Genomic DNA, 26,921 nt, shown 5'->3' with positions numbered 1-26,921 from the left:
TCAGCTCGGGCCGCGGTCACCTTCGGTGGTGCTCCCGGACGGGACGGACTCGGGGCGGGCACCCGATTCGTCCGAACCGGTGCTCGACTGCTCTCCCGCGTTCCCGGCGGCCGCCGCGAGCCGCTCCCGGCGCGCGCGCAGCCTGCGCAGGATGCGGCGCGCGGACAGGACCACCAGCAGCGCGCTGGCGATCGCGGTGAGCCCGACCGTGAACGGGTCGTAGGTGTAGGACTGCAGCTGGATCCGCTTCGCGGGCCCCAGCTCGGTGCCCGACTCGGTGGTCACGCCCACGTCGACGGTGAACTGCCCGGCCCGGTGCACCTCGGTCTCCAGCCGGAAGTGCCTGCGTCCCTGGGCGGGCACCCGGATCACGCCGAGGTCGCGGGTCTCGAGCCCGGCGGTGGCCGGGATCCGCAGCCGCACCGAGACCGTGACCGGCAGGTCGTTGGTGACGGTCATCGGGATCGGCGCGTTCGAGGCCGTGAGCGTGATCTTGCCGGCGAACTCGTCGAGCCGGACCCGGGCGAGCACCCCGTTGAGCGTGTCGGTGGCGACCCGCACCCAGTGCCGCGCCGCCCCCGGGTTGTCCCGCCAGGCGCTCGACGCGCCGCGCAGCAACCCGTTGCGCAGCGGGGTGGTGAGCGCGGCGGGGTCCAGGTCGGCGGCCGGGTCCCGCTGGCTGGAGCGGTAGAGGTCGCCGACCTTGTAGTTCTGCTCGGCGAGCCGGTCGAGCACCGGCTGCGGGATCTCCTCGGCGGCGTTGGCCGGCGGGTAGGCCAGCCGGGCCTCGGGCAGCGGTGGGGCGCCCGGCGCGGTCAGCGCGGCGGCCTCCGGCAGCCCGGTGGGCCGCACGTAGCCGGCCTCGGTGAGCGAGCGCATCCCGTCCAGCAGCGAGCGCAGCTCGTCACCGCCGAGGTTCCACCGGCGCGGCGGGGCCAGCACCGAGGTCGCGCCCTCCCGGGCGCCCGCGGTGGCGCGGAAGGCGAGCGCGCCGAGGGTGTTCTGCACCGCGGCGCCGCCGTTGCCGTCCGGTGACATGGAGGTGGTCTCCAGCGGGGTGCCGTACCTCGGGTCCAGCGCCTCGGACAGCAGCGGGTCCACCGGCACCGCCACCGGCCCGTCCCCGTTCAGGCGCGCGGGGCCGTCCTCGGACATCGCGGAGGGCTCCACCAGCATCGTGTCGATGCCGAACTCGCCGAGCCTGCGGGTCGTGGCGTCGTCCGCCGCGCCCTCGATCGGCCACAGCACGCTGCGCCGCGGCTGCACGCCGAGCACCTGCTGGACCACTCCGGCACCGTCCAGCGAGCCCTTGACCAGGTCGGGCAGGCCCGCGTGCTCCAGCGCGACCACGTCCGAATCGGCGTACGGCAGCGCCAGCACGCACCGGCCCTCGGTGGCCTCGCGGAGCTTGTTCAGCCACAGCTGCGCCGAGGCCGCGCCGGTCCCGTCGCGCACCCCGCCGTCGGCCTGGCGCACCTGGTAGCCGCGGCTCATCGCCTGCACGGTCGCCAGCAGGTCCGGGTCGACGGCGAAGCAGAGCCCGCTGCCCAGCGGTGATCCGGAACCGGCGCCGTCCACCACGGACTGCACCAGGTCGTAGAGCCTGCCGCCGGGGGTGAGCGAGGCGGCGAGCGCGTCGTCGGCCAGCACCGCCCGCTGACCGGGCGTGCCCTCCTGCTGCATCCGCGGGTAGTCGACGATCGGCAGCAGCATCGAGATCGGCGTCGGCCGCGGCGGCTTCGCGGGCGGAGCACCGGGCGGGGCCAGCACCGGCAGCAGGAAGTGCGCCTCGCCGATCCGGGCCCGGGCACCGCCCTCGGGCTGACCGTTGACGTTGACCAGCAGCGGGAAGGCGCCGGGCTCGGTGATCTCCAGCGAGTCCGGGCCGGTGAGCGGCACCCGCAGCTCGAACGGGGCCTGCTGCCCCGGAGCCAGGGTCTCCAGCAGCGGGCGGAACTCGGTCTCGTTGACCGTGGCGGCCTCGCCGCGCAGCGCCTCCTGGGCGGCGGTCACCGCCTGGGGCGGGTAGCCGCGTTGCACCCGGGCCTCGATGCCGTTGATCGGGTCGCTGGTCGTGTTGGTGATCCGGCCGCTGATCGCGACCTCACCGGCCCCTCCCGAAACCACCGAAGGAGTGACTTCGGTCACTTCCAGTCGGGCCGTGCTCGCACCGCTCTGCGCGCTCGCCGTGCGCGCCGAGGTGATCGGAATCCCGCTGATCAGCAGGACCGCGACCACAGCGGCTAGCAGACACCTCACCCCTGCTCCGTTCCCGTGTTCCGGGGAGGCACGCCCCCCGCTTCGCCCTCGCCCCGCCGGGCGCCGCCGAGCAGCGCGAGCGCGTGCCGCACCAGGCGTCGCTCATCCGTGTAGGCCAGCACTCCGTCCAGTTCACCCAGCGGCACCCAAGCCACCTCGGTGACCTCCACGTCCTCGTCGGAAAGTTCTCCGCCGACCGCGTCCAGCAGGAAGTGGTGCACCGTCTTGTGCACGCGCCGGTCACCGGCGACGAACCAGTAGTCGATCGTGCCGATCGCCACCGTCACCCGTCCGATGATCCCCGTCTCCTCCGCGACTTCACGCACCGCGGTCTGCTCGGGCGTCTCACCAGGCTCGATGTGGCCCTTCGGCAACGACCACAGCAGTCGTCCCCTGCGGTCTGACCTACCGATGATCGCAGCGAGCCGTTCGGCCTCCGCGACCACCAACCCCCCGGCGGAGGTCTCCTCCACGGTCCGCAGCCGTCGGCGGCGGCGCCGGTTCCGGCGCCCCGGCTGAGCGCCGCCGGAGCGGCCGGGCGACGGAGACATGCGGCGATGGTAGTGCGATCAGCGGCGATCCAGTCGGTCGAACCACGGCGGCACCAGGCCCGGAGATCCTCCGCTGAGCAGCCGATACCCTTCTCCCGTGGCCCCTTCGACCCGTGACGCACCCGACGAGACCGACCTGCGCGCCCGCGAACGGGAGGCGCAGCGCAACGCGGTCGTCGAGCTCGTGAAGGTCGCCCCGGTGGCCGAGGAGCTCGCCGCGCGCTTCGAGGCCGCGGGCCACCGGCTGTACCTGGTGGGCGGCAGCGTGCGGGACGCGCTGCTGGGCAGGCTGGGCACCGACCTGGACTTCACCACCGCGGCCCGCCCGCACCAGGTGCGCGAGCTGCTGGAGGGCTGGGCCGAGACGATCTGGGACACCGGGATCGAGTTCGGCACTCTCGGCGCCTACCGGCGCGGGACCACCGTGGAGATCACCACGTTCCGCGCGGACAGCTACGACCGCGTCGGCCGGAACCCGGAGGTGGCCTTCGGCGACACCGTCGAGGGCGACCTGCTGCGCCGGGACTTCACGGTGAACGCGATGGCCGTGGAGCTGGGCAGGCGCGAATTCGTGGACCTGCACGGCGGCCTGGAGGACGTGGCCCGCGCTCGGCTGGACACCCCGGCCACCCCGCAGGAGTCCTTCGCCGACGATCCGCTGCGGATGCTGCGCGCCGCCCGGTTCGCCGCGCAGCTCGGCTTCGAGCCCGCCGACCGGGTGCTCGCGGCGATGCGGGAGATGGCCGGTGAACTGGCCCGGATCACCCCGGAGCGGATCCAGGCGGAGCTCGCCAAGCTGCTCTGCGGCCGGTTCCCGCGGCGCGGCGTGGAGCTGCTGGTGGACACCGGGCTGGCCGAGCACGTGCTCCCCGAGGTCTCGGCGATGCGGCTGGAGATCGACGAGCACCACCAGCACAAGGACGTCTACGAGCACTCGCTGGTCGTGCTGGAGCAGGCGATCGACCTGGAGCGGGCGGCCGATCCGGACGGCGAGCCGGACCTGGTGCTGCGGCTGGCGGCGCTGCTGCACGACATCGGCAAGCCCGGGACCCGCCGGTTCGAACCGGGCGGCGGGGTGAGCTTCCACCACCACGAGGTCGTCGGCGCCAAGATGGCGCGCAAGCGGCTGCGGGCGCTGCGCTTCTCGAAGGAGGTCGTCAGCCAGGTCTGCGACCTCGTCTACCTCCACCTGCGCTTCCACGGCTACGGCGAGGGGCAGTGGACCGACTCGGCGGTGCGCCGGTACGTGACGGACGCGGGTCCGCTGCTGCCCCGGCTGCACAAGCTGGTCCGGGCGGACTGCACCACGCGCAACCGGCGCAAGGCGAACGCCTTGCAGCGCTCCTACGACGACCTGGAGGAGCGGATCGCGCGGATCGCCGCCGAGGAGGACCTGGCGAAGGTGCGCCCGGACCTGGACGGCAACGAGATCATGCGGCTGCTCGGGCTGGCCCCCGGTCCCCAGGTCGGGCAGGCGTGGAAGCACCTCAAGGACGTCCGGCTGGACCGCGGCCCGATGGCGCACGAGGAGGCCGTCGCCGAGCTGCACCGCTGGGCGGCCGAACAGGGCATCGAGGTGCCCGGCGACTGACCGGCGCCGAACGCGGAACCGCACCTCTCGTTCCTGCTGGTCAGCGGGTTCTATTAATACTCGCCGGAACACGTGAGCGACCGCTATTCGCTGCTCGCAGCAGTTGGGCACCGCTGAACGGACCCGCTCGCCCGAATTCTCGCGCGTTCGCGGCGCGGCCGAGCCAGCAGGGCCTTCGCTCTGCGATCATGCGGAGGTGGAATCAGACGCGGAGGTGGAGCCGGGGACGCTGCTGGTGGCTGCCCCGCAGCTGCTCGACGTGAACTTCCGCCGGACGGTGGTCTACATCATCCACCACCGGGGGGAGGGAACCCTCGGCGTCATCCTGAACCGGCCGAGCGAGGTCGCGGTCAGCGACGTGCTGCCGCAGTGGGCGCCGCACGCCAGCGAACCGCCCTCGCTGTACGTCGGCGGACCGGTGGAGCAGAGCACCGCGATCTGCCTCGCCGCGCTGCGCGCCGGGGAGGACGTCGCGCGCGTCGGGGGGATGATCGGCGTGCGCGGCCCGGTGGGGCTGGTCGACCTCGACGGCGACCCGGACGAGCTCGTGCCGAGGGCGCGCGGGATGCGGTTCTTCGCGGGCTACGCGGGTTGGGACGCCAAGCAGCTCGCCGGGGAGATCGGGCGCGGGGACTGGTACGTCGTCCCGGCCCTGCCCGACGACGTGATCATCGCTCCCGGGGCGGACCTGTGGGGCCGGGTGCTGCGGCGCCAGAGCACTCCGCTGGCCTTCCTCGCCACCCACCCCGGCGACGTGAAGCTGAACTAGCCCGGACGCGAAGCGGCCCTCCCGCCGCGTTCGGTCGAGAGGGCCGCCGGTAGGGGGGCAGGTCAGCCGCAGCAGCCGCCGGGGCAGCCGCCGCATCCGGCGGTGGCGGGAGCGGGCATCGCCTCGGCGGCCCGGTTGCCGAGCACGCCGCCGACGACCATGAGCGCGAAGGCGCCGAGGATGCCGAGCACCGCGACGACCACCGAGCTCGCGACCGTGCTCAGCAGCGGTTCGGACACCCCGGCGAGGACCGCCACCGCGCCGCCGGCCAGCATCGCGGGGCTCGCGACCCGGTTGCCGAGCTCGAACGCCTCCTCGCTGCGCAGCGTGGCGGGGGTGCGAACACCCACGTAGCGGTTCGGCGGCAGCTGGCTCCGCAGGCCCCGCCATCCGATGAACACCAGCGCCGCCCCCAGCAGGACCAGCAGCGCACCCAAGATCATCTGCACAGCCATCACCGGCACAGGGTACGACCGCTGCCTCCGCGGCCTCCGCTCGCTACCCGGATGAGGTTCGCTGGGTCACAGCGCCGCTGCCCGGCTCCCCGGCCGGGCTCCGGGGGCACCCGCCGGTCCGCGTTCGCCCGCGCGGGCGCGGGCGGAGCGGCGCTGGGACCGGCGCGGGGCCGCCGCGGGCGCCCCGGGCGGGCCGGGGAAAACCGGTTGGGAGCGGGCGGCACACTGGGGGTGTGCGATCCGCGCGGTGAGCAGGGAAGGAAACGCGGTTGATGAGCGGCCAGGCAGCAGGTGCGACGAGCGAGCCGACGAGCACGTCGGGCGGGGGTGAGGAGACGCCCCGGTTCCGCTACACCGCGGAGACGGCGGCGCGGGTCGAGCAGCGCTGGCAGCAGCGCTGGGAGGAGCTCGGCACCTTCCACGCGCCGAACCCGGCCGGACCGCTGAGCACCGGCTCCGAGCTGGACTCGGCCAACAAGCTGTTCGTCCAGGACATGTTCCCCTACCCCTCGGGCTCCGGGCTGCACGTCGGGCACCCGCTGGGCTTCATCGGCACCGACGTCTACGCCCGCTTCCACCGGATGCTGGGCCGCAACGTGCTGCACACGATGGGCTTCGACGCCTTCGGCCTGCCCGCGGAGCAGTACGCGGTGCAGACCGGCACCCACCCGCGCACCACGACCGAGCAGAACATCGAGCGCTACCTGCGCCAGATCCGCCGGTTGGGCCTCGGTCACGACGAGCGCCGCCGCGTCGCCACCACCGACGTCGAGTTCTACAAGTGGACCCAGTGGATCTTCCTGCAGGTGTTCCACGCCTGGTACGACGTCGAGGCCGACGGCGGCAGGGGCCGCGCCCGGCCGATCGCCGAGCTGGAGAAGCAGTTCGCCGACGGCGAGCGCGCCACCCCGGACGGCCGGCCGTGGAGCGAGCTGGAGCGCGCCGAGCAGCGCGAGCTGATCGACTCCTACCGGCTGGCCTACCTCTCCGAGGCGCCGGTGAACTGGGCCCCCGGCCTGGGCACCGTGGTGGCGAACGAGGAGGTCACGTCCGACGGGCTGACCGAGCGCGGCAACTTCCCGGTGTTCCGCCGCAACCTCAAGCAGTGGATGATGCGGATCACCGCCTACGCCGACCGGCTGGTGGACGACCTGGACCGGCTGGACTGGCCGGACAAGGTCAAGAGCATGCAGCGGAACTGGATCGGCCGCTCGCAGGGTGCGAACGTGACCTTCGCGCTGGACGGCTCCGCCGAGCGGGTCGAGGTGTTCACCACCCGCCCGGACACCCTGTTCGGCGTCACCTACCTGGTGCTGGCCCCGGAGCACCCGCTGGTCGACCAGCTCACCGCCGCCGAGTGGCCGGAGGGCACCCGCGACGGCTGGACCGGCGGCGCCGCCACCCCGGCGCGGGCCGTGGCCGACTACCGCCGCACCGCCTCGATGAAGTCCGACCTGGACCGCCAGGAGAACAAGGACAAGACCGGCGTCTTCACCGGCGCCTGGGCGACCAACCCGGTCAACGGCAGCCGCATCCCCGTGTTCGTCGCGGACTACGTGCTGATGGGCTACGGCACCGGCGCGATCATGGCGGTGCCCGGCGAGGACACCCGCGACTGGGACTTCGCGCGGGCCTTCGAGCTGCCGGTGGTGCGCACCGTGCGGCCGAGCGAGGACCACGTCGACGGCGCCTTCACCGGTGACGGGCCGCGGATCAACTCCGCCAACCCGGAGGCCGGGCTGGACCTCGACGGCCTGGACCTGGACGAGGCCAAGAGCACCATCATCGGCTGGCTGACCGAGCGCGGCCACGGCACCGGGACCGTGCAGTACAAGCTGCGCGACTGGCTGTTCGCCCGGCAGCGCTACTGGGGCGAACCGTTCCCCATCGTCTACGGCGAGGACGGCGAGCCGCTGGGCGTGCCGGAGAGCTCGCTGCCCGTGGTGCTGCCCGAGGTCGAGGACTACTCGCCGCGCACCTTCGACCCGGAGGACGCCGGCAGCAGCCCCGAACCGCCGCTGGCGAAGGCGACCGAGTGGGCCGAGGTGGAGCTGGACCTGGGCGACGGGCTCCGGCACTACCGGCGGGACACCAACGTGATGCCGCAGTGGGCCGGTTCCTGCTGGTACCAGCTGCGCTACGTCGACCCGGTGAACGACTCCGAGTTCGTCGACCCCGCCAACGAGCGCTACTGGATGGGCCCTCGTCCGGAGAGCCACGGCGCGGACGACCCGGGCGGGCTGGACCTCTACGTCGGCGGCGTGGAGCACGCGGTGCTGCACCTGCTGTACTCCCGCTTCTGGCACAAGGTCCTCTACGACCTGGGCTTCCTGAGCTCGGAGGAGCCCTACCGGCGGCTCTACAACCAGGGCTACATCCAGGCCTTCGCCTACACCGACGAGCGGGGCGTGTACGTGCCCGCCGAGCAGGTCGAGGAGCGGGACGGGGCGTTCTTCTTCGAGGGCCAGGAGGTGCGCCGCGAGTACGGGAAGATGGGCAAGAGCCTGAAGAACTCCGTCTCCCCGGACGAGATGGCCGACGCCTACGGCGCCGACACGCTGCGGCTCTACGAGATGGCGATGGGGCCGTTGGACACCTCGCGGCCGTGGGCGACCAAGGACGTCGTCGGCTCGCACCGGTTCCTGCAGCGGCTGTGGCGCAACGTCGTCGACGAGAGCACCGGCGAGCTGCGCGTCACCGACGAGCAGCCCGACGAGGAGGTGCTGCGCGCCCTGCACAGGACGATCGAGGGGGTGCGCGAGGACTTCGACGCGCTGCGGTTCAACACGGCGGTGGCGAAGCTGATCGAGCTGAACAACCGGGTCACCAAGTCGTACTCGACCGCCGCGGGCACGCCGCGCGCGGTGGTGGAGCCGATGGTGCTCATGGTCGCGCCGCTGACCCCGCACCTGGCGGAGGAGCTGTGGTCCCGGCTCGGCCACGAGGGGAGCCTGGCGCACGGCCCGTTCCCGGTGGCCGAGGAGCGGTACCTGGTGGAGGACTCCGCCGAGTACCCGATCCAGATCAACGGCAAGGTGCGCTCCCGCGTCGTGGTGCCCGCCTCGGCCGGGCAGGACGAGGTGCGCGCCGCCGCGCTGGCCGACGAGAAGGTCGTGGCCGCGCTGGGCGGTGGCGAGCCCCGGAAGGTCATCGTGGTCCCCGGCCGCCTGGTCAACATCGTCGCCTGATCCCGCGCACCGCCGACGGCCCGTCCTCCCCCGGAGGGCGGGCCGTCCGCGTGCCGCGCACCTTCGAGATTTCGCGAGAAATCGCGCCGCCCTCCCAGCCCGCGCCGTCCTGACCTGCACCGCCGCGCCCGGGGGGGCGCGATTTCTCGCGAAATGTTCAACGGGTGGCAGGGTGGCGAGCGAGGTCACATGGCTGGGCTACTGGCGAGTAACTAGGCTCGGCGCCAACGGCACTGGAGGCAGCATGGACATCCCGAAGACCCCCGACCGGTTCGACCGGGCCGAGCTCGCCGCGCTGCTCGACGGGCGTTGGGCCGCGATCCGCGCCGAGGTGCGCGAAGCCCTGGCGGGCACCGACCTGCCGCCCGGCGACCACCTCGACACCGAGGCGCACCGCGCGCTCACCCTGGAGCAGCTGCACCTGCTGGCCAAGAGCGGCATCCCCGAGATCGGCTTCCCGGTCGCCCAGGGCGGTCGCGGTGACGTCGGCGGTTCCGTGGTCTCGCTGGAGATGCTGGCGGGCAACCTCTCCCTCATGGTCAAGGCCGGCGTGCAGTGGGGCCTGTTCGGCGGCGCCGTGCACGCCCTGGGCACCGAACGCCACCACGAGCGCTACCTCCCCGCGATCATGAACGTGGACCTGCCGGGGTGCTTCGCGATGACCGAGACCGGGCACGGCTCGGACGTGCAGCACCTGCGCACCACCGCCGTCTACGACCCGGACTCCGAGGAGTTCGTCGTGCACACCCCGCACGAGTCGGCGCGCAAGGAGTACATCGGCAACGCGGCCCGCGACGGGCGGCTGGCGGTGGTGTTCGCCCAGCTCATCACCGGCGGTGAGCGCCACGGCGTGCACGCGCTGCTGGTGCCGCTCCGGGACGGGGCGGGTGAACCGATGCCGGGCGTGCACCTGTCCGACTGCGGGCGCAAGGGCGGGCTCAACGGGGTCGACAACGGGCGGATCAGCTTCGACCAGGTTCGGGTGCCGCGCGAGGCGCTGCTCAACCGCTACGGCGACGTCGCGCCCGACGGCACCTACCGGAGCCCGATCGAGAGCACCGGCAAGCGGTTCTTCACCATGCTCGGCACCCTCATCCGCGGCCGGATCTCGGTGGCGGGCACCGCGGGCAGCGCCGCGAAGCTCGCGCTGGAGATCGCGCTGCGCTACGGCTCGGTGCGCAGGCAGTTCGACCGCCCGGGGGCCTCCGAGGAGACCGCTGTGCTCGACTACCTGGGCCACCAGCGCAAGCTGCTGCCCGCGCTGGCGCGGTCCTACGCGCTGCACTTCGCCCAGGAGCAGCTGGTCGAGACGCTGGCGGAGGTGCAGGACTCGGGCGACGAGCGCGCGCGGCGCGAGCTGGAATCGCGCGCGGCCGGGCTCAAGGCCGTGACGACCTGGCACGCGACCAGCACCATCCAGACCGCCCGCGAGGCCTGCGGCGGCGCGGGCTACCTGGCGGAGAACCAGCTGCCGCAGCTCAAGGCGGACACCGACGTGTTCACCACGTTCGAGGGCGACAACACCGTGCTGCTGCAGCTGGTCGCCAAGGGGCTGCTGACCGGCTACAAGGACCAGTTCGAGGAGCTCGGCACGGTCGGCATGGCGCGGTTCGTCGCCGACCAGTTCGTCGGCGCGGTCATCGAACGCACGGCGGCGAAGTCGCTGGTGCAGCGCCTGGTCGATGCCGCGCAGCGCGACGACGAGGGGTCCGTGTTCGACCGCGGCTGGCAGCTGCGGCTGTTCGACGACCGCGAGCAGCACGTGCTCGACGGCCTCGCCCGCAGGCTGCGGCGGGCCACCGGCAAGGACGCGGACCCGTTCGAGGTCTTCAACGCCGCCCAGGACCACGTGCTGCGCGCGGCCCGGGTGCACGTCGACCGGGTGGTCCTGGAGGCGTTCGTGGCCGGGATCGAGCGCTGCCGGGACGCCGAGACCGCGCGGCTGCTGGACCGCGTGTGCGATCTGCACGTGCTGTCCTCGATCGAGGAGGACCGCGGCTGGTTCCTGGAGCACGAGCGGATCACCCCGCGCCGGGCGAAGGCGGTGACGGAGGCGGTGAACGGGCTGTGCCGGGAGCTGCGGCCGCACGCGGTGGAGCTGGTGGAGGCCTTCGGGATCCCCCGGCAGTGGCTCACGGCGCCCATCGCGACGGGTGCCGAGGCCGCCCGGCAGGAGGCGCAGCGCGAGCACGACCTCGCGTCCTCCTGAACCTTGGCGGCCCCGGCGGCCCGCCCGGCCCGATCTCCGGGCGGGCCGCTCCGCTTCCGGAGCTCGGTACCCCGGTCACCTCTCCGCGGGCGTCCGAATTGGTCGCGTGCGCATTGATTTACCCCCATGTGGGTGAAAGCCATGGGGCGAATTTGAGCACGGATAGTGTCTTGATCTGTGTCCTGGCACACATATAACGGAACAATCTCACTCGCCTTGGGTAGGTTTCGGCGTCATGGCTTGGACCAATTGGCGACGTTCAGTAATCGCATCGGGTCTGACGGCCGTCGCGTTCGGATCCGGGATCGCGATCCCGGCGCAGGCGTTCGCGGCGGACGCCGGGCAGCAGCAGCGCGTGGTGGAGCTGGTGAACGAGGCGCGGGCGGGCGCCGGATGCCAGCCCCTCGCCGAGGACGAACGCCTCACCACCGCCGCGAACGGGCACAGCTCGGACATGTCCGCCCGGAACTACTTCTCCCACGACACGCCGGAGGGCGTGAGCTTCGACGAGCGGATCAGGAACGCCGGTCACCCCTCCCCCGGTGCGGAGAACATCGCCCGGGGCCAGAGCAGCGCCGAACAGGTCGTGGAGTCCTGGATGAACTCGGCCGGTCACAAGCGCAACATCCTGAACTGCTCGCTCACGAGCATCGGCGTCGGTGTGGACACCGACGGCTGGTACTGGACCCAGGACTTCGGCTACTGAGCCGTCGTTCCGGACGATCCGGCCCGGAGCTCCGCGGCACCCCGAACGCGGGACCCGTCCAGGCCGGATCGCGAAGACCCCGGGAGAACCGGGAACAAGGGGTGTCACACCGTGCGGCCGGAGGCCCGTCAACTCTCTCCCGGGCCCCGGCCGCCCGGCCCTCGGGCGACGCCGAGCTCCGCCGCGAGCTCCTCCAGCAGCGAGTCGTAGAGCCGGTCGGCGCTCACCAGGTTGAACGGGAAGTGGCCGAACACCTCCAGGGCGACGTGGCCGTACAACCGGACCCACCAGCGCAGCAGCACGAAGACCGAATCCGCGTCGAGCACCTCCGGTGGCACGTCGACGCCCCGGTCGGCGAAGGCGCGCGCGAGGGCCTGCTGGTTCGAGCTGAGCTCCGATTGCGGGTCCGGTGGCGAGACGTCGTGGCGGACCAGGTCCGCGGCCTCGATCACGAGCGGCCCGATCACCGCGATGAAGACCCCGGCGAAGCGGTCGTCGGGAGCGTCCGGGGCCGCGCCGCCGGGTTCCGCCGTTTCGTCGGCGCGGGTCGCGAAGACCAGCGCGAACTCCTCCGGGTGCGCGAGCGCCCAGGTGCGGAACCCGCGGCAGACCGAGAACAGCTTGCCCCGGAAGTCCGCCGGGTCCAGGTGCCTCAGCCCGCCGGTGAGCTCCGCGGCGAGGTCCGCGCAGATGTCGTCGCCGAGCCTGCGCAGCAGGTCCTCGCGCGAGTCGTGGTAGCGGTAGAGCGCCGGGGCGGTGATCCCGAGCTCGCGGGCGATCGCGCGCAGCGTCACGGCGTCCCGTCCCCGGGCCACGAGGAGCGCCCGGGCGTGCTCGCGGATCTCCAGCTCGGTGGCGGCGCGGAGGCGCTCGCGCCGGGTGCCCTGAGTCATGGTGTGCGTCCGCTCCAACGGGTGCGGCCGCCGCACGTGGTGCGCCCGGCTCGCTGATCGACGACGGGTACCGCGCACGGTAACCGGTCGAGGCGCCCCGCTCGGCCCGGCGGCGGGTTCCGGTCGGCGCGGAATATCCGCCCGACGCCGTCGGTTGGGACTGGGGCCAGAGCGGTGGATCTATCGGGTGGTGCGCGCGGGCGCGCCGCCCGGACGACGACGGGGAGGTGCGGGATGACCGCAGCGGAATCCGGGGCGGAGCGGGCCGGCGGTGCGGCGGAGCTGATCGTCTACACCAGGCCGGGCTGCCCCTTCTGCACCTCGCTGCGCGCGGGCCTGCGTCGCCGGGCGGTCGAGTTCCGCGAGATCGACATCTGGCGGGACGCCGAGGCGGCGGCCGCGGTCCGCGAGATCGCCGACGGCAACGAGACCGTCCCCACGGTGGTCCTCGGTTCCTGGCGGCAGGTCAACCCGTCGGCGGAGGAGGTCGTGCGGGCGGTCTCGGAGCACGCACCGCACCTGGTTCCCGAGGAGACGCCCGGCCCGATCTCGGGCGCGCTCAACGCGCTGGGGTTGCGGAAGCACTGACCGGGCCGGAGCCCGTTCCGGAGAACCCCGACCCCGCGCCGGAGTCGATCTGGCGATGGATCGACGAGCGGACAGGTCGCTTTGTCGACATGTCGTCGTGGCGACCGCACCAGTGCGGGTTCCGCTCATCAGGCCAGCGCGACCCGCCGAACACGACCACTTCGCACCCTTTCGGGGGTACTTTTCGGCCAATGCGCATCCTTCTGGCGCGGGCGCGCGTCAGACTGGGTGAGTTGCTGCTCGCCGGTATCGCGCCACCGACGATCGCAACCCCAGGTGTCGGCCGTGACGCCCCCCGTGCGGCCGACCCTGGTTCCCCTCCCCGCGTGCTCGTCCCGGTTCGCCGGCCTCAGCCCTCACCGCGCTCGGCGAGCAGCCGGGCGTAGCGGGTCCCGCCCGCCAGCAGGATGAGTCCCGCCGCCAGGAAGACCAGCACCCGGACCAGCCCGGAGAGCGCGGCCAGGTCGAACAGCAGCAGCTTCGCCAGCGCGACTCCCACCAGCGCGAAACCGGCCGCTCGCAGCGGAACCGAGCGGATCCCGCGCAGCAGCGCCAGGAACGCCAGCACCAGCCAGCAGACGGTGATCGCGGCGTGGCCCGCCAGGAAGCCCGCCGGGCTCGGCGACACCAGCAGCGCCGCGGTCAGCACCAGCCCGGCCCCGCCGTAGAGCACGCCCGCGGCCGCGGGCAGCAGCGCCTGCGGGGTCCGGGGCAGCACCTCCAGGACCACCGCGGCCCAGGTGCTCGTGGCGGTTGCCGACCCGATGAGCAGGAAGGCCGCGAGCCCGGAGACCAGCGCCGGGGTTCCGCCGGACAGGTAGGGCTCGACGGGGAACGTCAGCAGCACCCCGGGCGGGATCTCCGAGATCAGCGCGAGCACGACGCCGGACGACCCGAACAGCGCGGCGCTGAGCAGCAGCCCGCGGCCGCGCAGCCGCCGGGCCAGCAGCGCGAGCACGGTCGCCTCGGCGAGCAGCCCCAGCGAACGGCCGGACCCGCCCGCGACCAGCAGCGTCGCCTGGAACGCGACCAGGGCGGCCATCCCGCCCCCGGCCGCCCCGAGCGCGGCGGAGGCGCGACCGGTCCGCCCGGCCCACCAGGCGGCGCCGTGCAACGCCGCGAGCAGGGCCAGCACGCCGAGGGCGCTCCCGCGGTCCAGGGCCGGCGCGATCAGCAGAGCGGGGGCGCTGGAGGTCAGCAGCAGCGCGATCGCCATCGGATCGCGGGGGCGTCGGTGCGCGAGGACGAGCGAGAGCGCGAATCCGCTGGCCGCGACGGCGAGCGCGGCGCCGGTGGCGGCCAGCGGCTCGCCCGCGAGCCAGGCGTGCCCGTCGGAGAGCAGGGCGGCGAGGATCGCGGGGGCGGCGGAGGCGGCCGTGAGCCCGCGCCAGGACCGGCGCACCTGCACCGGAGCGGCAGCGATCTTCAGCACGACCAGGAACCCGGTCAGCAGCGCCGAGGAGGCGGGCGCGGCCGGCACCGGGCCGAACAGCAGCGGGGCGGACAGCGCGCAGCCGAGCACCACCCCGACCGCGAGGGCCTGCGAGCGCCAGCGGTCGGCGAGCAGCAACCCGAGCAGGGCGAGCACCAGCGCGGCGGCCAGTCCGGCGGTCGCGGGCAGGAAGTCGTAGAGGGCGGTCGCGGCGAGCACGTCGAGGTACAGCACCGCGATGCCGGTGGCGGCGAGCGCGAAGGCCCCCGGGATCGCGGCCCGGCGACGCACCTGGAACGCGGAGCCGATCAAGCCCGCGCCCAGCACCGCTCCCCCGGCGATCCGGCCGCCCGGGCCGATCCACCCGTGCTGCACGGCCAGCACCATCAGCAGCACCACGCCGAGCAACGTGATCGCGGCTCCGGCCCAGGCGAGCAGCCGGGTGCCCTGCCGGGAGGTCCAGTCCGCGACGCGGTCCGCCAGCGGGGCCCGCTCGGGTTCCTGGGCCGGGCCGCCGCCGACGGGCTGGTTCAGCCAGGTCGCGAAGCCGGGGGCGGGCGGCGGCGCCCACGAGGTCGGCGGAGTCCACGCGGCGGGGGCCTGCGGAGCCCGGGGCTCCGGGAACCGGGGTGCGGTGCCTTCCGAACCCGGCCCCGGACGCGGGGCAGCCCCGGCCGCGCGGGCGGCCGGGGTCTGCGTCGGTTCGGCGAAGCTGGTGTCGACGGGTTCGCCGGGAAGCGGTGCGGGTCCGGTGCGGACCACCGCCTCGGGTCTGCCGCCGGGTTCGGGGCCGGGTGGTGCGGGTCGGCCAGGTGGTGCGGCGCTGCGGCCGCCGGTCGGAACGCGTTCCCCAGTGATCACGGTGTCACCCTCGGTCTTCGTCGTGGATTCCCCAGCGGTGCTTGCGCGCTTCGCGTGCTGCCCGCGAAGCTGCTCCCCGAGCACGCCGAGTTCGGTCCCCAGGTCGGTGAACATCGCGGCGATCCGGTCGATCGGATCCGCGAGGTCGCCGAGGTCGGTGCCGGGGCCTGCGATCGTGCGTGCTGTGCGCTGTGTTGCCATGAGCACACTCTGTCGGCCGAAGGGGTCCGGCGGGATCCGTATGGCTACTCAACGGTTACTCATCGGTTAGTGGAACGGCTGCTCCGTACGGGTACGTAGCGGAGTGCGAATTCACCTGCGGTGCCCGTTCAGGTACCGCACTTCCAGGCCGATCGGATGATCGGTGCCTACGATCGAGGAGAGGCCGCAAGAGAGGGGTATGGTCTAGACCATGTCGCTGTTCACTGGTGTCGGAGTCAGCTCCGGCAGAGCATCCGGCCCGGTCGCCAGGGTGACCGAAGCCCTGCCCGAACCCGCCGCCACACCGGCTCCGGCCGACGTCGCGGCCGAGGCCCGGCGCATCCGGCCCGCCGCCGAATCCGTCGCGAATCGGCTGTTCGAGCGCGCGGGCGCGGTCGGCGGCGAAGCCAAGGCGGTGCTGGAGACCACCGCCGCGATGGCGCTGGACCCGGCGCTGCTGTCCCAAGCCGAGCAGCTCGTCACCAACAACGCGCTGCCCGCCCCGCGCGCGGTGCACGAGGCCGCGAACGGCTTCGCCGACGCGCTGCGCAACGCGGGCGGTTACCTCGCCGAGCGCGTCCGCGACATCCACGACGTGCGGGACCGGGTGATCGCCGAACTGCTCGGCGCGACGCCGCCCGGCGTCCCGGACCTGGACCGGCCGAGCGTGCTGCTCGCCCGCGACCTCGCGCCCGCCGACACCGCCGACCTCGACCCCGCCCTGGTGCTGGCGCTGGTCACCGAGGAAGGCGGCCCCACCAGCCACACCGCGATCCTGGCCCGGGCCCTCGGCATCCCCGCCGTCGTGGCCGCGCGCGGCATCCTCGCCGCCGCGCCCGTGGTGGGCGTGCTCGTGGACGGCGACACCGGCAGCGTGGAGACCTCCGGCGAACCCGTGCGCACCCAGGCCGCCGAACGCGGGCGGGGCGTGGACTGGAACGGCACCGGGGGCACCGCCGACGGGCACGCCGTGTCGATCGTGGCCAACGTCGGCTCGGCCGCCGACGCGCGGCTCGCGGTGGAAGCCGGTGCGCAGGGCGTCGGCCTGTTCCGCACCGAGTTCTGCTACCTCGGGGCCGACGAGGAACCGGACGTGCGCACCCAGCGCGCCGCCTACGCCGAGGTGCTCGCGCCGTTCGACGGCCGCCCCGTCGTCGTGCGCACCCTCGACGCGGGTGCGGACAAGCCGCTGTCCTTCCTCGACATGGGAGCCGAGCCGAATCCCGCGCTGGGCGTGCGCGGGTTGCGGGTGTGCTTCGAGCGGCCCGGGGTGCTGGACCGCCAGCTGGAGGCGATCGCCGGGGCCGAGCAGGACTCCGGCGCGACGGTCTCGGTGATGGCCCCGATGGTGGCCACCGCCGACGAGGCCGCCTGGTTCGCCGACCGGGTGCGCGCCGCCGGGCTCGGTCGCGCCGGGGTGATGATCGAGGTCCCGGCCGCCGCGCTCACCGCCGACGAGGTGCTCGACGCGGTGGACTTCGTCAGCGTCGGCACCAACGACCTCGCGCAGTACGTCTTCGCCGCCGACCGGATGTCGGGTGCGCTCGCCGGGCTGAACGACCCGTGGCAGCCGGCGCTGCTTCGGCTGGTGGCGCTGATCGGGCAGGCCGGGCACCGCCTCGGCAAGCCGGTCGGGGTCTGCGGCGAGGCCGCCTCGGACCCGCTGCTGGCCGGGGTGCTCGCCGGGCTCGGGGTGAGCAGCCTGTCCATGGCGGCCGCCGCCGTGCCCGCCGTCGGCTCGGCCCTCGGCGCGCACCCGCTGGTCGCCTACCAGAAGGCCGCCGAGGAGGCGAAGAGCGCGCCGAACGCCGCGCGGGCCAGGGAAGCGGCCTCCGCGACCCTGCGGTGATCCCGGTCCGGGGTGGGGCGCGCGCGACACGTCCCACCCCGGTCACCGGCCGCGTCTCGGTAGGGCGATACCGCGACGCGGCCGGTGCTCCGGGCGGCGAGCCCCATCCCCAGCGGAGCTCGTCGCCCTCAGGTGCCCGCCCCCTGAGGGCACCCGGGTCGGATCAGGCGCGGATCCGCTGACCCAGCACCGGACGCACCAGCTCCCGCAGCCGTCGCGAGGGCTCGATGCCCAGCTCCCGGTCCAGCAGCTGCTCGTAGCGCCGGTAGTGCCGCAGCGCCTGCGCTGGGTTCGACTGCTTGAGCAGCACCTCCACCACCGCGCAGTGCGCGGTCTCGCGGAACGGTTCGACGAGCGTCGCCGCGTGGGCGACCTCCAGCGCCGTCGCCAGCTGGCTGGACTGCACCAGCCGCTCCGCCGCGATCTCCAGGGCGTGCACCTGGATCTGCTGCAACCGCTCGCGCTCGGCCAGCACCCAGTCCTCGTACCAGCCGGGCAGCAGCGGGTCGTGCCGGGCCAGCGTGTGCCCGATCGCCGCCCAGTCCGCGATCGGCTCCGCCGGGTCCCCGTTCAGCAGCCGATCCCCCGTCGTGATCAGCTCGTGCACGTCGACCGAGACCTCCGCGCCGAGCCCGACCTCCGTCCCGTCGCCGGTGATCGCCCCCTGGACCCGCCTGCGCACCCGCCACAGCGTCGTCCGCAGGTTCGCCAGCGCGCTCTGGTCGTCGGTGCCGGGCCACAACGTGCCCGCCACGAGCTCCCGCTGCATCCGCCCGCGCAGCGCCAGCAGCGCCAGCAGCCGCTGCCCGTTGCTGGAGACGGGCACCCCGGCGCCGTCGCGGTGCAGCGACCACCCTCCGAGCAGTGCCAGCCGCAACCGCTCCCCGGCCTTCGGCCGCGGGAGCGGGATCGAGCGCCCAGGTCCCTCGCTCATGCTTCCCCCCTCGTTCCGAGCAAGACCGGCCGCGACCAGGCGCGACCCGTCACCGATGGCGTCGCCGCCGCGTCGGTGCGCCGTTACAGCCGCTACTCGGAGTGATGGGACGCCCGGCGTGCCGAAACCGCTGGTCACGAGATGCGCAGCCCGAGCCGGTTCCGCGTCGCCGGGGCGGCGTGGCGCGGTACGTAGCGGGGTCGCTTGCGCCGGTACCAGCGTCCGATCTTGCGCCCGGTGCGGATCACGAACGCCACGCCGCCGATCCACGGCAGCAGCAGGACCAGGAGCGAGAACACCGCCAGCACCCCGCCCAGCACCTGCCCCTGGGCGAACCCGGCGAGCCCGGAGACCCAGTAGTCGTGCCCGCGGGTCAGCGCCGTGCCCAGGTACCGCGGCACCCGGAACAGCAGCATGACCATCGCGAACAGCAGCACCGGCACCACGACCGCCACCCAGCACGTCACCAGCAGCCGGACCCGGGGGCGCAGCTCCGCGCCCGTGTCCTCCCCCGGCCGCGCGCGGCCCAGCCACTTGCGGACCATCGGCCGCACGTGCCCGAACAGGTTCGGCACCCCGACCAGGTCGCCGAGGATGTAGTAGCCGTCCATCCGGATCAGCGGCAGCAGCTGCTGGAGCATCTGCAGGTGGCTGAGCACGATGAACACGGCCAGCGGCGGGAACGCCGTCGCCCAGAACAACCCGGTGGCCCCGAGGATGAAGATCGCGTTGAAGTACAGCCCACCGAGATCGGTGCGCAGCCTGCTGGCCCGGTTGAGGCGGTAGGCGTCGGTGACGTTGGTGTAGAACGCCGGGAAGATCAGCATGATGCCTACCCCGATCGCGCCCGGTCGCCCGCCCCCGTAGTGGCAGGCCGCCGCGTGCCCGGTCTCGTGGAACAGCGTGGAGCTGATCAGCAGCAGCACGAGCGCGAGCACCTGCAGCGGGTCGCCCACCGAGGAGTGGAACGCGGGGTCCAGCGCACCCGAGCTCAGCAGCGCCACGTCGGCCACGACCATCGCGCACACCACGGCGACGACCAGGACGGGCAGGAACAGCCACGCCAGCACCGCGGCCAGCGGACGCACCACCCGGGCGGGCAGCAGCACCCCGCGCAGCGCCAGCGTCAGCAGCGGATCCGCGTGCGGCGTCTCGGCCACCGGCTCGTGCAGCGCGGCCACGCCGAGCCCGTGCAGCTTGTCGCCGATCAGGTAGCCGATCCCGGGCGGGGAGATCTCCCGCCCGCAGGCGGCGCTGACCCGCCGCGCGATCTCGCGCAGGTCCCGGCGCCCGTCGATCTGGGCGGTGACCAGGTACAGCAGCTCGGACATCAGCACCATCTGCCCGTCGGCGCGGGCGATGAGGAAGCGCGGTTCGGTGTACCCGGCGCCCTCGTAGCGCCCGCACAGCGAGATGCCCTCGGCGAGCTGCGGAACGGCGTGCTCGTCGACCTCGGCGGTCACCGCGGGCTCCGCCGACGAGGATCCGCCGTCGGGCGCCGGACGCCGCTCGGCGCGCACGACCGGCAGCGGTTGCGTGGTCGCGCCGGGCTCGGGCAGCCCCCTCGCGGACTCCTGCGGTGGCGCCTGCTGCTGGGCGGGCACCGGGGGCCGGGACCGCTCGCCGGGCCGGGGGGGTTCGGCCGCCCCGACCTGAGTCGCTTCTGACATGGTTCCCCTCCAGGAAACCGGCCGGGGACGGGAATTCCCCGTCCCCGGCCGGCCGGCACGTCCGATATCCGCTTTTACTCCACGTTCGTGTACTGGCCGACGATCGCGGCCGCGTCGCCGCCCAGGCTGACCGCGACGCCGACGTTCACCGGCACGACCGTGGTCACGTCGACGAGGCTGGTGGCCTCGCGGCGGGGCAGCAGCTCGGCCGGTTCAGCGGCCAGCTCGAAGTGCTCCATGGGTCCTCCTCTGTGGTGCCCGGTCACGCGCCGCCGGTTTCCCACGGCGCGCGACCGGGAACTCGGTCAGGACAGCTCGATCAGAACTTCTGGCCGAGGTCGATGTCCTGGTTGGCGACGGCCACGGCCCCGCCCACGCCGTTGATGGCGACGGCGGTGTTGGTGGCGTACACGTCCGCCCAGTTGATGAAGGCGCCCAGCGCCTCGCGCTGCGGCAGCAGCTCGGCGGACAGCTCCAGCTCGGAAATCTCGAAAGCGCTCACTTCGTGCTCCTCATCGAGTTGACGAAATTGACGAACCGCGGCGTGTTCGCCGCTGGTTCGGAGTACGCCAGAACCGGCGTCACCGCTCCGTCACCGGGACGTCACGGTGCGCGTTCGGGACCCGCGTGGGCGACCGCGGGAGCGCGGCGGTCACCTGCGGTGATTCGATACCGCTGAGCAGCGGTTTTCGCCGGAGCAGCAGAAGACCCGGCAACCGTCGCGGTCGCCGGGTCGGGTGAAACGGGCGCGATCTCGCCGGGGATCAGCCCCGGGAGGCGTCGCCCTCGGCGTCGAGGCCGTGCTCGATGGCGTAGCGGGCCAGCTCGACCCGGTTGTGCAGCTGGAGCTTGCGCAGCGTGGACTGCACGTGGTTCTCCACGGTCCGGTGCGAGATGACCAGCTTGGTCGCGATCTGCCGCGCCGTGAGGCCCTTCGCGACCTGCCGCAGCACCTCGGTCTCCCGCTCGGTGAGCTGCGGCGCCTGCGACTCCGCGCCGGGCGAGACCGCCATCCGCCGGTACTCGCCGAGCACCAGGCCGGCCAGGCCCGCGGTGAACACCGCGTCCCCGGCGGCGGTGCGGCGCACCGCGTCCACCAGCTCGTCCACCGAGGCGGACTTGACCAGGTAGCCGGAGGCCCCGGCCTTGACCGCCTCCAGCACGTCGCTGTGCTCCCCGCTGGCCGAGAGCACCAGCACCCTGGTGCCGGGGATCTCCTGGGTGATCTGCCGCGAGGCGTCCACGCCGGAGGTGTCGCCCAGGTTGAGGTCCATCAGCACCACGTCCGGGCGCACGGTTCGCGCGATGCGCAGCGCGGAGACCGCGTCACCGCTGGTCGCGCGGATCTCGAAGCCGCGTTCGGCCAGATCCCGCGAGACGCCGTCGCGCCACATCGGGTGGTCGTCGACCACCATCACCGACACGTGCGGTTCGGTCATCCTTCTCCTCCTCCGCGCGGTGCCGGGCCCGGCCGTTGCGATCCCGGTGCCGATCGTCCGGTCGACGGCCCGGTCCACCGGGTGTACATCCGCTTCGCCGCGGCGCGGGCGCCGACCTCCCGCTCCGCCCGGTCCGGGTGCGGCAGCCGGATCTCCCACTCGGTTCCCTCGCCGGGAGCGGTGTCCAGGGAGATCGTGCCGCCGAGCGACTGGACGCGACCGCGGATCGACTGCGCCACGCCCATCCGCCCTTCCGCGGCGGCTTCGGCCAGCCTGCCTTCGGCGATGCCCGGCCCGTCGTCCCGGACACTGATCACGATCTCGTCCGGCAGCTCTTCGAGCAAGACCCAGGCGCGTGCTTCCGGCCCCGCGTGCCGGTCCACGTTCTCCAGCGCTTCCCGCACGATCGAGAGCACGTCGGAGCCCACCGGCTCGGGCAGCCTGGCTCCGGTGGCCGGGACCGAGACCTGCACCCTGCCGGTGCGCAGCACCTGGAGCCGGGACACCAGGTCGACCTCCCCCGCGTCTCCGGGTTCCGGCGGGGAGGCCGCGACCAGGGAGCGCAGCGCGATCTCCTGCTCGCCCGCGAGCCGGGCGAGCTCCGCGGCCTCCCCGCCGAGCTCGCCGCCGCGCTTGCGGACGCGGGCGAGCACCTGCAGCACGCTGTCGTGAATGGAGCGGGCGAGTCGCTCCCGCTCGGCGGTCGCGGCCTCGGCGCGCAGCGCTTGGCTGAGTCGCTCGGTCGAGGCGCGGGCGGTGTCGGCGGCCAGCCCGTACAGCAGCCCGCAGCCGATCAGCAGCACGGCGTCCTGGAACATCAGCGGGTCCGCGCTGTCCCGGATCGCGAAGTTGATCAGCGCGGAGAGCACGCCGGAGGCTCCGCCGCCGAGCCAGCCCCACTGCACTCCCGCGAGGGTGACCATCGACGGCTGCCACATCGTCGTGACCGAGGGCATCAGCGAGTCCATCTGCGCCTCGGTCATGATCAGCTCGTTGCCGAGGAACAACGCGGAGATCAGCACCTGGTCGGCCAGCACCAGCGCGTTCGTGCGCCCTTCCCAGGACCGGAACCGCCACACCGTGAACACCGTCCAGGCGAGCATGACGAGGATCTCGGCGGCGGCGAGCCAGGGCATCGCGTAGTTCGGGAACTGGATCGCGAACCACACCAGCGCGTAGACCAGGCCGACGGACCGGAAGAAGTTGTGCGCGCGCCACAGCGGTGATCGCCCGTCCGCTACGCGCGGTCGCCGCGAGGCGGTGGTCTTCGGCATGGCCACGGTTGTTCCCTCCCGGTCGACCATCCTGCCGTATCGATCGAGTGCCGGAACCGAGGAACGGTGAACACGCTCAGTGTTTGTCGTCACCGAGCGGATTACCCGAATGGACCGCGGAGCCGGGTTTCCACTCAAGATCGGGTTATGCCAGGCTCGGGAGCACTAGTCGATCCGGTACTTGGCGCAGCCGGGACACCGCCATTCGTGCGTTTCCGGAATTGCCCGCCGGATCCGGAACAGCTCGCCCGCGGGCGAGGAGGAGACGCGAGGGATCATGGCGTCGTGGCCCGTCTGGCGGCTCCGGGCACCAGCACTGCTCCACGTGCTGATCACCCAGGCGGCGGCGGTCGGACTGGTCCTCCCGGTGCTGCTGCTGAACTCGCCGCCCACCGCCGAGGAGTGGTTCCGGTTCGCCATGCTCGGCGGCACCGCGGCCGCCGTCATCATCGCCACCTCGGTCTCGATCCACGTGCGCAGCGGCTTGCGCAGGGACCCGTGGACCGTGCACATCGCCTACCTGGCCGCCGGCGGGCTCACCCTGCCGCCGAACCTGCTGGTCCTGCTGCTGCTCGGGCCCGCGCTGCACGGAGTCCTGGACGCTCGTCCGGAGCCGCACCGCTGGCTGTTCGTCACCGCCGCGACCACGCTCGCCGTCTTCGCGGCGCGCGGCATCGTCGGCTGGGAGGACCCGGCCTGGAACCCGCCGCTGATCGTGCTCGCCGGGGCCACGATGCTGGTGGTCCGGGCGCTGGTGGTGGCGGGCGGCCGGTGGCTGCGCGATGCCGCGGCCTCCCGGGCGGACGTGCTGGGCGAACCGATCGACGTGCTGCTGGGCGTGGTCGCGGTCTGCTTCGGCGGGGTGTTGGGCGTGGCGGTGCTGCGGGAGCCGGAGATCGCGGTGCTCGGTGGCCCGATGCTCGCGCTGCTGGACCTGGCCGGGCAGCTGCCGCACTGGCGGCGCTCGGCGCAGCGGGACGGCAAGACCGGCCTGGCGAACGCGCTGCACTGGGACCGGACCGCGCGCGCCGAGCTGCGCCGGGCCGCGGCCCGGCGGCGCGCGGCAGCGCTGCTGCTGCTCGACCTGGACCACTTCAAGCGGGTCAACGACCAGGTCGGGCACCTGGCGGGGGACGCGGTGCTGGCGTCGGTGGCGACGATGCTGCGGGACAGCGTGCGCAAGGGGGATCTGGTCGGCCGCTTCGGCGGCGAGGAGTTCGTGGTGCTGCTGCCGGACGCCTGCCCGGAGATCTCGCGCGCCGTGGCGGAGCGGGTGCGGCTGTCCACGGCGGCGCTCGTCGTGTCGACCCGCGACACCCTGGGTGAGCCGCGCGAGCTGCGGGGGCTGACGGTGAGCGTGGGTGTCGCGAGCACGGTCCGGTTCGGCTACGAATTGCCCGACCTGCTGGTGGCGGCGGACGCCGCGCTGCTCACCGCGAAGGCGGGCGGGCGGAATGCGGTGGAGTTCGCCTGATCGCCCGCCCGAATTCGTGAGGAATTCTCACGTTGAAAACGGGGGCGAACGCGATCCGGGCCGAACCCGCGATGCGCATTCGGCCCGGATCGGTCTCGAATTCCGCTATTTCCCGGAGCTGGAATCCTCGCGCTCCGGCTCGGCGGCCTGCTGCTCGGAGTCCTCCTCCGGCGGTTCCGCTTCCCCCGGATCGTTCGGATCGACCGGCGTCTCCGCGCCCTCCCCGGCGGTGAGCGAGCGGATCGCCGAGTTCAGCACCGCGACCAGCGGCACCGCCAGCAGCGCCCCCACGATCCCGTTCAGCACCACGCCCGCGCTGATCGCCAGCACCACCGCCAGCGCGTGCACCTGCACCGCGCGGCCCAGCAGCAGCGGTTGCAGGACGTTGCCCTCCAGCTGCTGCACCAGCAGCACCACGAGCACCACCAGCAGCGCGTCCACCCAGCCGTTGGTCACCAGCGCGATCAGCACCGCGACCGAGCCCGAGGCCACCGCGCCGACGATCGGCACGAACCCGCCGAGGAACACCAGCGCCGACAGCGGCAGCGCCAGCGGCACCCCGATGATCGTCAGCCCGATGCCGATGCCGACCGCGTCGGCCACCGCCACCAGCGCCGTCGCCCGCACGTAACCCACCAGCGAGGCGAACCCGCGCACGCCCGCCACGTCGACCCGCTCGCGCACGTTCGAGGGCACCAGGCCCAGCAGGAACAGCCACACCCGGCGGCCGTCGTGCAGGAAGAAGATCAGGGTGAACAGCGCGAGCACCAGGCCGGTGAGGAAGTTGCCGAAGGTGGACGCGGTGGACAGCGCGCCGCTGGTGAGCGCGGCCTGGTTCTCCTCCAGCCAGCGCGCGGCCTGGCCGAGGTACTGGTCGATCTGCTCCTCGCGCAGGTGCAGCGGCCCCTGCAGCAGCCAGCCCCGGATCTGGTCGAGGCTGCGCAGGATCTGCCGCTGCAGCTCGGGGAAGCCGTTGATGAAGGCGTTGATCACGAACGTGAGCACCCCGCCCACCAGCGCGAGTCCGCCGACCAGCACCACCGCCGTGGAGATGGCCCTGGGCACCCGTCGCTGCGCCAGCCAGGACACCGCCGGCGCCAGCAACGCGGCCAGGAGCAGCGCGATGGCCACGGGGATGACCACCACGTAGAGCCGGCCGATCGCCATGCTCAGCACGTACAACGCGCCGAGCACCACCAGCAGGCGCCAGCAGACCGCGGCGGTCACGCGCAGGACCCTGGGCACGTCGGCGGCGGCATCGTCCGGCGCCTCGATCTCGGTGTTGCTCACGACGCCACCGTAGTCGTGATCTACGAACCGCCGGGGACGCCCGAGTGATCCGGGGACGCCCGGCTTTCACTCGATCCGGGAGTGTTCGGCGCGATCTCTACCTCCGGGGCGCCGCCGTTGGCAGAGTGCCCGTCGGCAACGCACGTGGATCAAGCCGCCGAACGGCTCAACCGGAGCGTTCGAGCGGCCCTCGGCGAACAGGCACGACGGGACGAGGAACCGGACCAGCAGATGTCGGACAGCCCCCGGAGAGCAGGCGGCGGCCGCGCGTGGCGGCTGCTCGCCCGGTCGCTCGTCGTCGCCGGTGCGGCGACCGCGGGCACCTCGGTGGGCTGGTTCGCCGCGCAGGCGGATCCCGTCCTCGACCTCTCCGGTGCGGCGCCCGCGGGCTCCTCCGCGACCGAGCGGCCCGCCGCCGGTGATCCGCTGGGCGCGCTCGTGCACCACGTCGCCGAGCCGCTGGTCGGCGACGCCGCCGAATCCGGTGCGGGGCAGAGCTCCGGGCCCCAGGCCGCGGCTCCTGAGGAGTCCGGGCAGGCGAGTCCCGGCGCCGATCCCGGTCGCTTCTCGCTCGACGAGCTCGCCCCCCAGCACCTCGTCGGCCGCGTCGCCGAGGCCGAACCGGTCTCCGGTGTCCTCGACGGCGCCGGACACGTGCTGCGCCCGGTCGGCAGGGTCCTCGAACCCGAGCCCGGCGCCGAGCCCCCGCTGGCCGAGCTGACCCGGCCGGTCGTCAACGGGCTCGGCGAGCTCACCGCCCCGCTGCGGCCCCAGTCCGCCCCGGTCCCGGCGCCCTCCCCCGCACCGTCCCCGGTGCCCGCCCCGGCTCCGGCCGCGTCCCCGGCACCGGCCCCGGTTCCGCCGCAGCCCACGACCGCCGCTCCGGCACCGAACCGCGGGCCCGCGGCGCACCTCGTGCTCGCCACCGACACCCCGGCTCGCGCCGAGGTGACCGGCGCTCCCACCGATCCCGGAAGCCCGGACCGGCCGTGGCACCCGGGCAAGCCCGCCGTCCCGCCGCCGCCCGTCAGCGGGTCCGGCGCGCACTCCGGTGACGGCTCCGGCGGTCCGAGCGGGGTCGGCCTGAGCTGGCCGCCCGCCGCCTCCGCCGCGCACCTCGCGGGCCCGAGCTCCGCCCTGCGGAGCGGGTCGTCCGCGCTTCGCGGCACCTTCGCCGCCTCCCCCGGCACCACGCCGGACTGAGCCGCGCCCCGCGGCGGATCCCGCCGCTCGGCCCCCGCACGTCCTGCGCGCCGCCGGAAAACCGTGATCAACATTCCGATGACGG

The 26,921-nt window shown here is 73.6% G+C and carries 20 protein-coding genes and 1 pseudogene; 9 read left to right on the top strand and 12 right to left on the bottom strand.

Features of this window, described 5'->3' with window-relative positions; translation table 11 throughout:
- Together ACL03H_RS15280 and ACL03H_RS15275 are read right to left on the bottom strand one after the other, a co-directional pair.
- Complete coding sequence (locus ACL03H_RS15280) at positions 1 to 2,238, bottom strand: DUF6049 family protein (RefSeq protein ID WP_412811922.1); 2,238 nt, start codon at positions 2,236 to 2,238, stop codon at positions 1 to 3.
- A gap of 17 nt (positions 2,239 to 2,255) precedes the next feature.
- Positions 2,256 to 2,810 (bottom strand): NUDIX hydrolase, encoded by a 555-nt coding sequence (locus ACL03H_RS15275; RefSeq protein WP_412811886.1) that lies wholly within the window; start codon positions 2,808 to 2,810, stop codon positions 2,256 to 2,258.
- A 97-nt stretch (positions 2,811 to 2,907) separates the two neighbouring features.
- On the opposite strand from ACL03H_RS15275, the gene ACL03H_RS15270 reads away from it, so the two are divergent.
- Positions 2,908 to 4,401 (top strand): CCA tRNA nucleotidyltransferase, encoded by a 1,494-nt coding sequence (locus ACL03H_RS15270; protein ID WP_412811885.1) that lies wholly within the window; start codon positions 2,908 to 2,910, stop codon positions 4,399 to 4,401.
- A 196-nt stretch (positions 4,402 to 4,597) separates the two neighbouring features.
- Complete coding sequence (locus tag ACL03H_RS15265) at positions 4,598 to 5,170, top strand: YqgE/AlgH family protein (RefSeq protein ID WP_412811884.1); 573 nt, start codon at positions 4,598 to 4,600, stop codon at positions 5,168 to 5,170.
- Positions 5,171 to 5,232: 62 nt separating this feature from the next.
- On the opposite strand, the gene ACL03H_RS15260 is transcribed toward ACL03H_RS15265, so the two are convergent.
- Entirely contained in the window at positions 5,233 to 5,625 is a 393-nt protein-coding gene (locus tag ACL03H_RS15260; RefSeq protein WP_412811921.1) for an SdpI family protein, read from the bottom strand.
- Positions 5,626 to 5,897: 272 nt separating this feature from the next.
- Between ACL03H_RS15260 and leuS the strand changes: the two genes are divergently transcribed.
- The 3 genes and pseudogenes from leuS to ACL03H_RS15245 all read left to right on the top strand — a co-directional run.
- Entirely contained in the window at positions 5,898 to 8,813 is a 2,916-nt protein-coding gene (gene leuS, locus ACL03H_RS15255; protein WP_412811883.1) for a leucine--tRNA ligase, read from the top strand.
- Between the two features lie 244 nt (positions 8,814 to 9,057).
- The gene (locus tag ACL03H_RS15250) at positions 9,058 to 11,022 is read left to right on the top strand and encodes an acyl-CoA dehydrogenase family protein (protein ID WP_412811920.1); all 1,965 of its coding nucleotides are present in this window, start codon (positions 9,058 to 9,060) and stop codon (positions 11,020 to 11,022) included.
- Between the two features lie 355 nt (positions 11,023 to 11,377).
- A pseudogene (locus tag ACL03H_RS15245) lies at positions 11,378 to 11,728 on the top strand (CAP domain-containing protein); the annotation flags it as partial.
- A gap of 128 nt (positions 11,729 to 11,856) precedes the next feature.
- Here ACL03H_RS15245 and ACL03H_RS15240 read toward each other — a convergent pair.
- Positions 11,857 to 12,621 carry a TetR/AcrR family transcriptional regulator gene (locus ACL03H_RS15240; RefSeq protein ID WP_412811882.1) on the bottom strand — a complete coding sequence of 255 codons (765 nt, stop codon included), beginning with the start codon at positions 12,619 to 12,621 and terminating at the stop codon, positions 11,857 to 11,859.
- Between the two features lie 234 nt (positions 12,622 to 12,855).
- On the opposite strand from ACL03H_RS15240, the gene ACL03H_RS15235 reads away from it, so the two are divergent.
- The gene (locus tag ACL03H_RS15235) at positions 12,856 to 13,209 is read left to right on the top strand and encodes a glutaredoxin family protein (RefSeq protein ID WP_412811881.1); all 354 of its coding nucleotides are present in this window, start codon (positions 12,856 to 12,858) and stop codon (positions 13,207 to 13,209) included.
- A gap of 349 nt (positions 13,210 to 13,558) precedes the next feature.
- On the opposite strand, the gene ACL03H_RS15230 is transcribed toward ACL03H_RS15235, so the two are convergent.
- Complete coding sequence (locus ACL03H_RS15230) at positions 13,559 to 15,703, bottom strand: DUF2339 domain-containing protein (protein WP_412811880.1); 2,145 nt, start codon at positions 15,701 to 15,703, stop codon at positions 13,559 to 13,561.
- A 211-nt stretch (positions 15,704 to 15,914) separates the two neighbouring features.
- On the opposite strand from ACL03H_RS15230, the gene ACL03H_RS15225 reads away from it, so the two are divergent.
- Positions 15,915 to 17,552, top strand: a complete 1,638-nt coding sequence (locus ACL03H_RS15225; RefSeq protein WP_412811879.1) for a phosphoenolpyruvate--protein phosphotransferase — start codon at positions 15,915 to 15,917, stop codon at positions 17,550 to 17,552.
- A gap of 163 nt (positions 17,553 to 17,715) precedes the next feature.
- Here the strand turns inward: ACL03H_RS15225 and ACL03H_RS15220 are convergent, their stop codons facing one another.
- The 6 genes from ACL03H_RS15220 to macS all read right to left on the bottom strand — a co-directional run bounded on the left by ACL03H_RS15220 (position 17,716) and on the right by macS (position 22,869).
- A complete protein-coding gene (locus tag ACL03H_RS15220; RefSeq protein WP_412811878.1) occupies positions 17,716 to 18,486 on the bottom strand; it encodes an AfsR/SARP family transcriptional regulator in 771 nt (256 codons plus the stop codon).
- Positions 18,487 to 18,620: 134 nt separating this feature from the next.
- Positions 18,621 to 20,156, bottom strand: a complete 1,536-nt coding sequence (locus ACL03H_RS15215; protein WP_412811877.1) for a hypothetical protein — start codon at positions 20,154 to 20,156, stop codon at positions 18,621 to 18,623.
- A 74-nt stretch (positions 20,157 to 20,230) separates the two neighbouring features.
- Complete coding sequence (locus ACL03H_RS15210) at positions 20,231 to 20,395, bottom strand: hypothetical protein (protein ID WP_412811876.1); 165 nt, start codon at positions 20,393 to 20,395, stop codon at positions 20,231 to 20,233.
- A gap of 80 nt (positions 20,396 to 20,475) precedes the next feature.
- Positions 20,476 to 20,658 (bottom strand): hypothetical protein, encoded by a 183-nt coding sequence (locus ACL03H_RS15205; RefSeq protein WP_412811875.1) that lies wholly within the window; start codon positions 20,656 to 20,658, stop codon positions 20,476 to 20,478.
- 262 nt (positions 20,659 to 20,920) lie between these two features.
- On the bottom strand, positions 20,921 to 21,595 hold the full coding sequence (locus ACL03H_RS15200; protein ID WP_412811874.1) for a response regulator: 675 nt from the start codon (positions 21,593 to 21,595) through the stop codon (positions 20,921 to 20,923).
- Complete coding sequence (macS, locus tag ACL03H_RS15195) at positions 21,592 to 22,869, bottom strand: MacS family sensor histidine kinase (protein WP_412811919.1); 1,278 nt, start codon at positions 22,867 to 22,869, stop codon at positions 21,592 to 21,594. Before macS ends, ACL03H_RS15200 begins: the two co-directional genes overlap by 4 nt.
- 277 nt (positions 22,870 to 23,146) lie before the next feature.
- Between macS and ACL03H_RS15190 the strand changes: the two genes are divergently transcribed.
- The gene (locus tag ACL03H_RS15190) at positions 23,147 to 24,343 is read left to right on the top strand and encodes a GGDEF domain-containing protein (protein ID WP_412811873.1); all 1,197 of its coding nucleotides are present in this window, start codon (positions 23,147 to 23,149) and stop codon (positions 24,341 to 24,343) included.
- Between the two features lie 105 nt (positions 24,344 to 24,448).
- On the opposite strand, the gene ACL03H_RS15185 is transcribed toward ACL03H_RS15190, so the two are convergent.
- Positions 24,449 to 25,633 (bottom strand): AI-2E family transporter, encoded by a 1,185-nt coding sequence (locus ACL03H_RS15185; protein WP_412811872.1) that lies wholly within the window; start codon positions 25,631 to 25,633, stop codon positions 24,449 to 24,451.
- Between the two features lie 231 nt (positions 25,634 to 25,864).
- Between ACL03H_RS15185 and ACL03H_RS15180 the strand changes: the two genes are divergently transcribed.
- On the top strand, positions 25,865 to 26,836 hold the full coding sequence (locus ACL03H_RS15180; RefSeq protein ID WP_412811871.1) for a hypothetical protein: 972 nt from the start codon (positions 25,865 to 25,867) through the stop codon (positions 26,834 to 26,836).
- Positions 26,837 to 26,921 lie beyond the last annotated feature (85 nt).

It is taken from the genome of Saccharopolyspora antibiotica (assembly GCF_047200635.1).
Classification (GTDB): Bacteria; Actinomycetota; Actinomycetes; order Mycobacteriales; family Pseudonocardiaceae; genus Saccharopolyspora_C.
The sequence above is the reverse complement of the archived record's forward strand: the minus strand, read 5'-3'. Positions and strand labels throughout refer to the sequence as shown.

Excerpts from the sequence above, each read along its gene's own strand:
- ACL03H_RS15275 (WP_412811886.1), bottom strand. The coding sequence starts at position 2,810 with ATGTCTCCGTCGCCCGGCCGCTCCGGCGGCGCTCAGCCGGGGCGCCGG.
- ACL03H_RS15260 (WP_412811921.1), bottom strand. The coding sequence starts at position 5,625 with ATGGCTGTGCAGATGATCTTGGGTGCGCTGCTGGTCCTGCTGGGGGCG.
- leuS (WP_412811883.1), top strand. The coding sequence starts at position 5,898 with ATGAGCGGCCAGGCAGCAGGTGCGACGAGCGAGCCGACGAGCACGTCG.
- ACL03H_RS15250 (WP_412811920.1), top strand. The coding sequence starts at position 9,058 with ATGGACATCCCGAAGACCCCCGACCGGTTCGACCGGGCCGAGCTCGCC.
- ACL03H_RS15240 (WP_412811882.1), bottom strand. The coding sequence starts at position 12,621 with ATGACTCAGGGCACCCGGCGCGAGCGCCTCCGCGCCGCCACCGAGCTG.
- ACL03H_RS15235 (WP_412811881.1), top strand. The coding sequence starts at position 12,856 with ATGACCGCAGCGGAATCCGGGGCGGAGCGGGCCGGCGGTGCGGCGGAG.
- ACL03H_RS15230 (WP_412811880.1), bottom strand. The coding sequence starts at position 15,703 with ATGGCAACACAGCGCACAGCACGCACGATCGCAGGCCCCGGCACCGAC.
- ACL03H_RS15225 (WP_412811879.1), top strand. The coding sequence starts at position 15,915 with ATGTCGCTGTTCACTGGTGTCGGAGTCAGCTCCGGCAGAGCATCCGGC.
- ACL03H_RS15220 (WP_412811878.1), bottom strand. The coding sequence starts at position 18,486 with ATGAGCGAGGGACCTGGGCGCTCGATCCCGCTCCCGCGGCCGAAGGCC.
- ACL03H_RS15215 (WP_412811877.1), bottom strand. The coding sequence starts at position 20,156 with ATGTCAGAAGCGACTCAGGTCGGGGCGGCCGAACCCCCCCGGCCCGGC.
- ACL03H_RS15210 (WP_412811876.1), bottom strand. The coding sequence starts at position 20,395 with ATGGAGCACTTCGAGCTGGCCGCTGAACCGGCCGAGCTGCTGCCCCGC.
- ACL03H_RS15200 (WP_412811874.1), bottom strand. The coding sequence starts at position 21,595 with ATGACCGAACCGCACGTGTCGGTGATGGTGGTCGACGACCACCCGATG.
- macS (WP_412811919.1), bottom strand. The coding sequence starts at position 22,869 with ATGCCGAAGACCACCGCCTCGCGGCGACCGCGCGTAGCGGACGGGCGA.
- ACL03H_RS15190 (WP_412811873.1), top strand. The coding sequence starts at position 23,147 with ATGGCGTCGTGGCCCGTCTGGCGGCTCCGGGCACCAGCACTGCTCCAC.
- ACL03H_RS15180 (WP_412811871.1), top strand. The coding sequence starts at position 25,865 with ATGTCGGACAGCCCCCGGAGAGCAGGCGGCGGCCGCGCGTGGCGGCTG.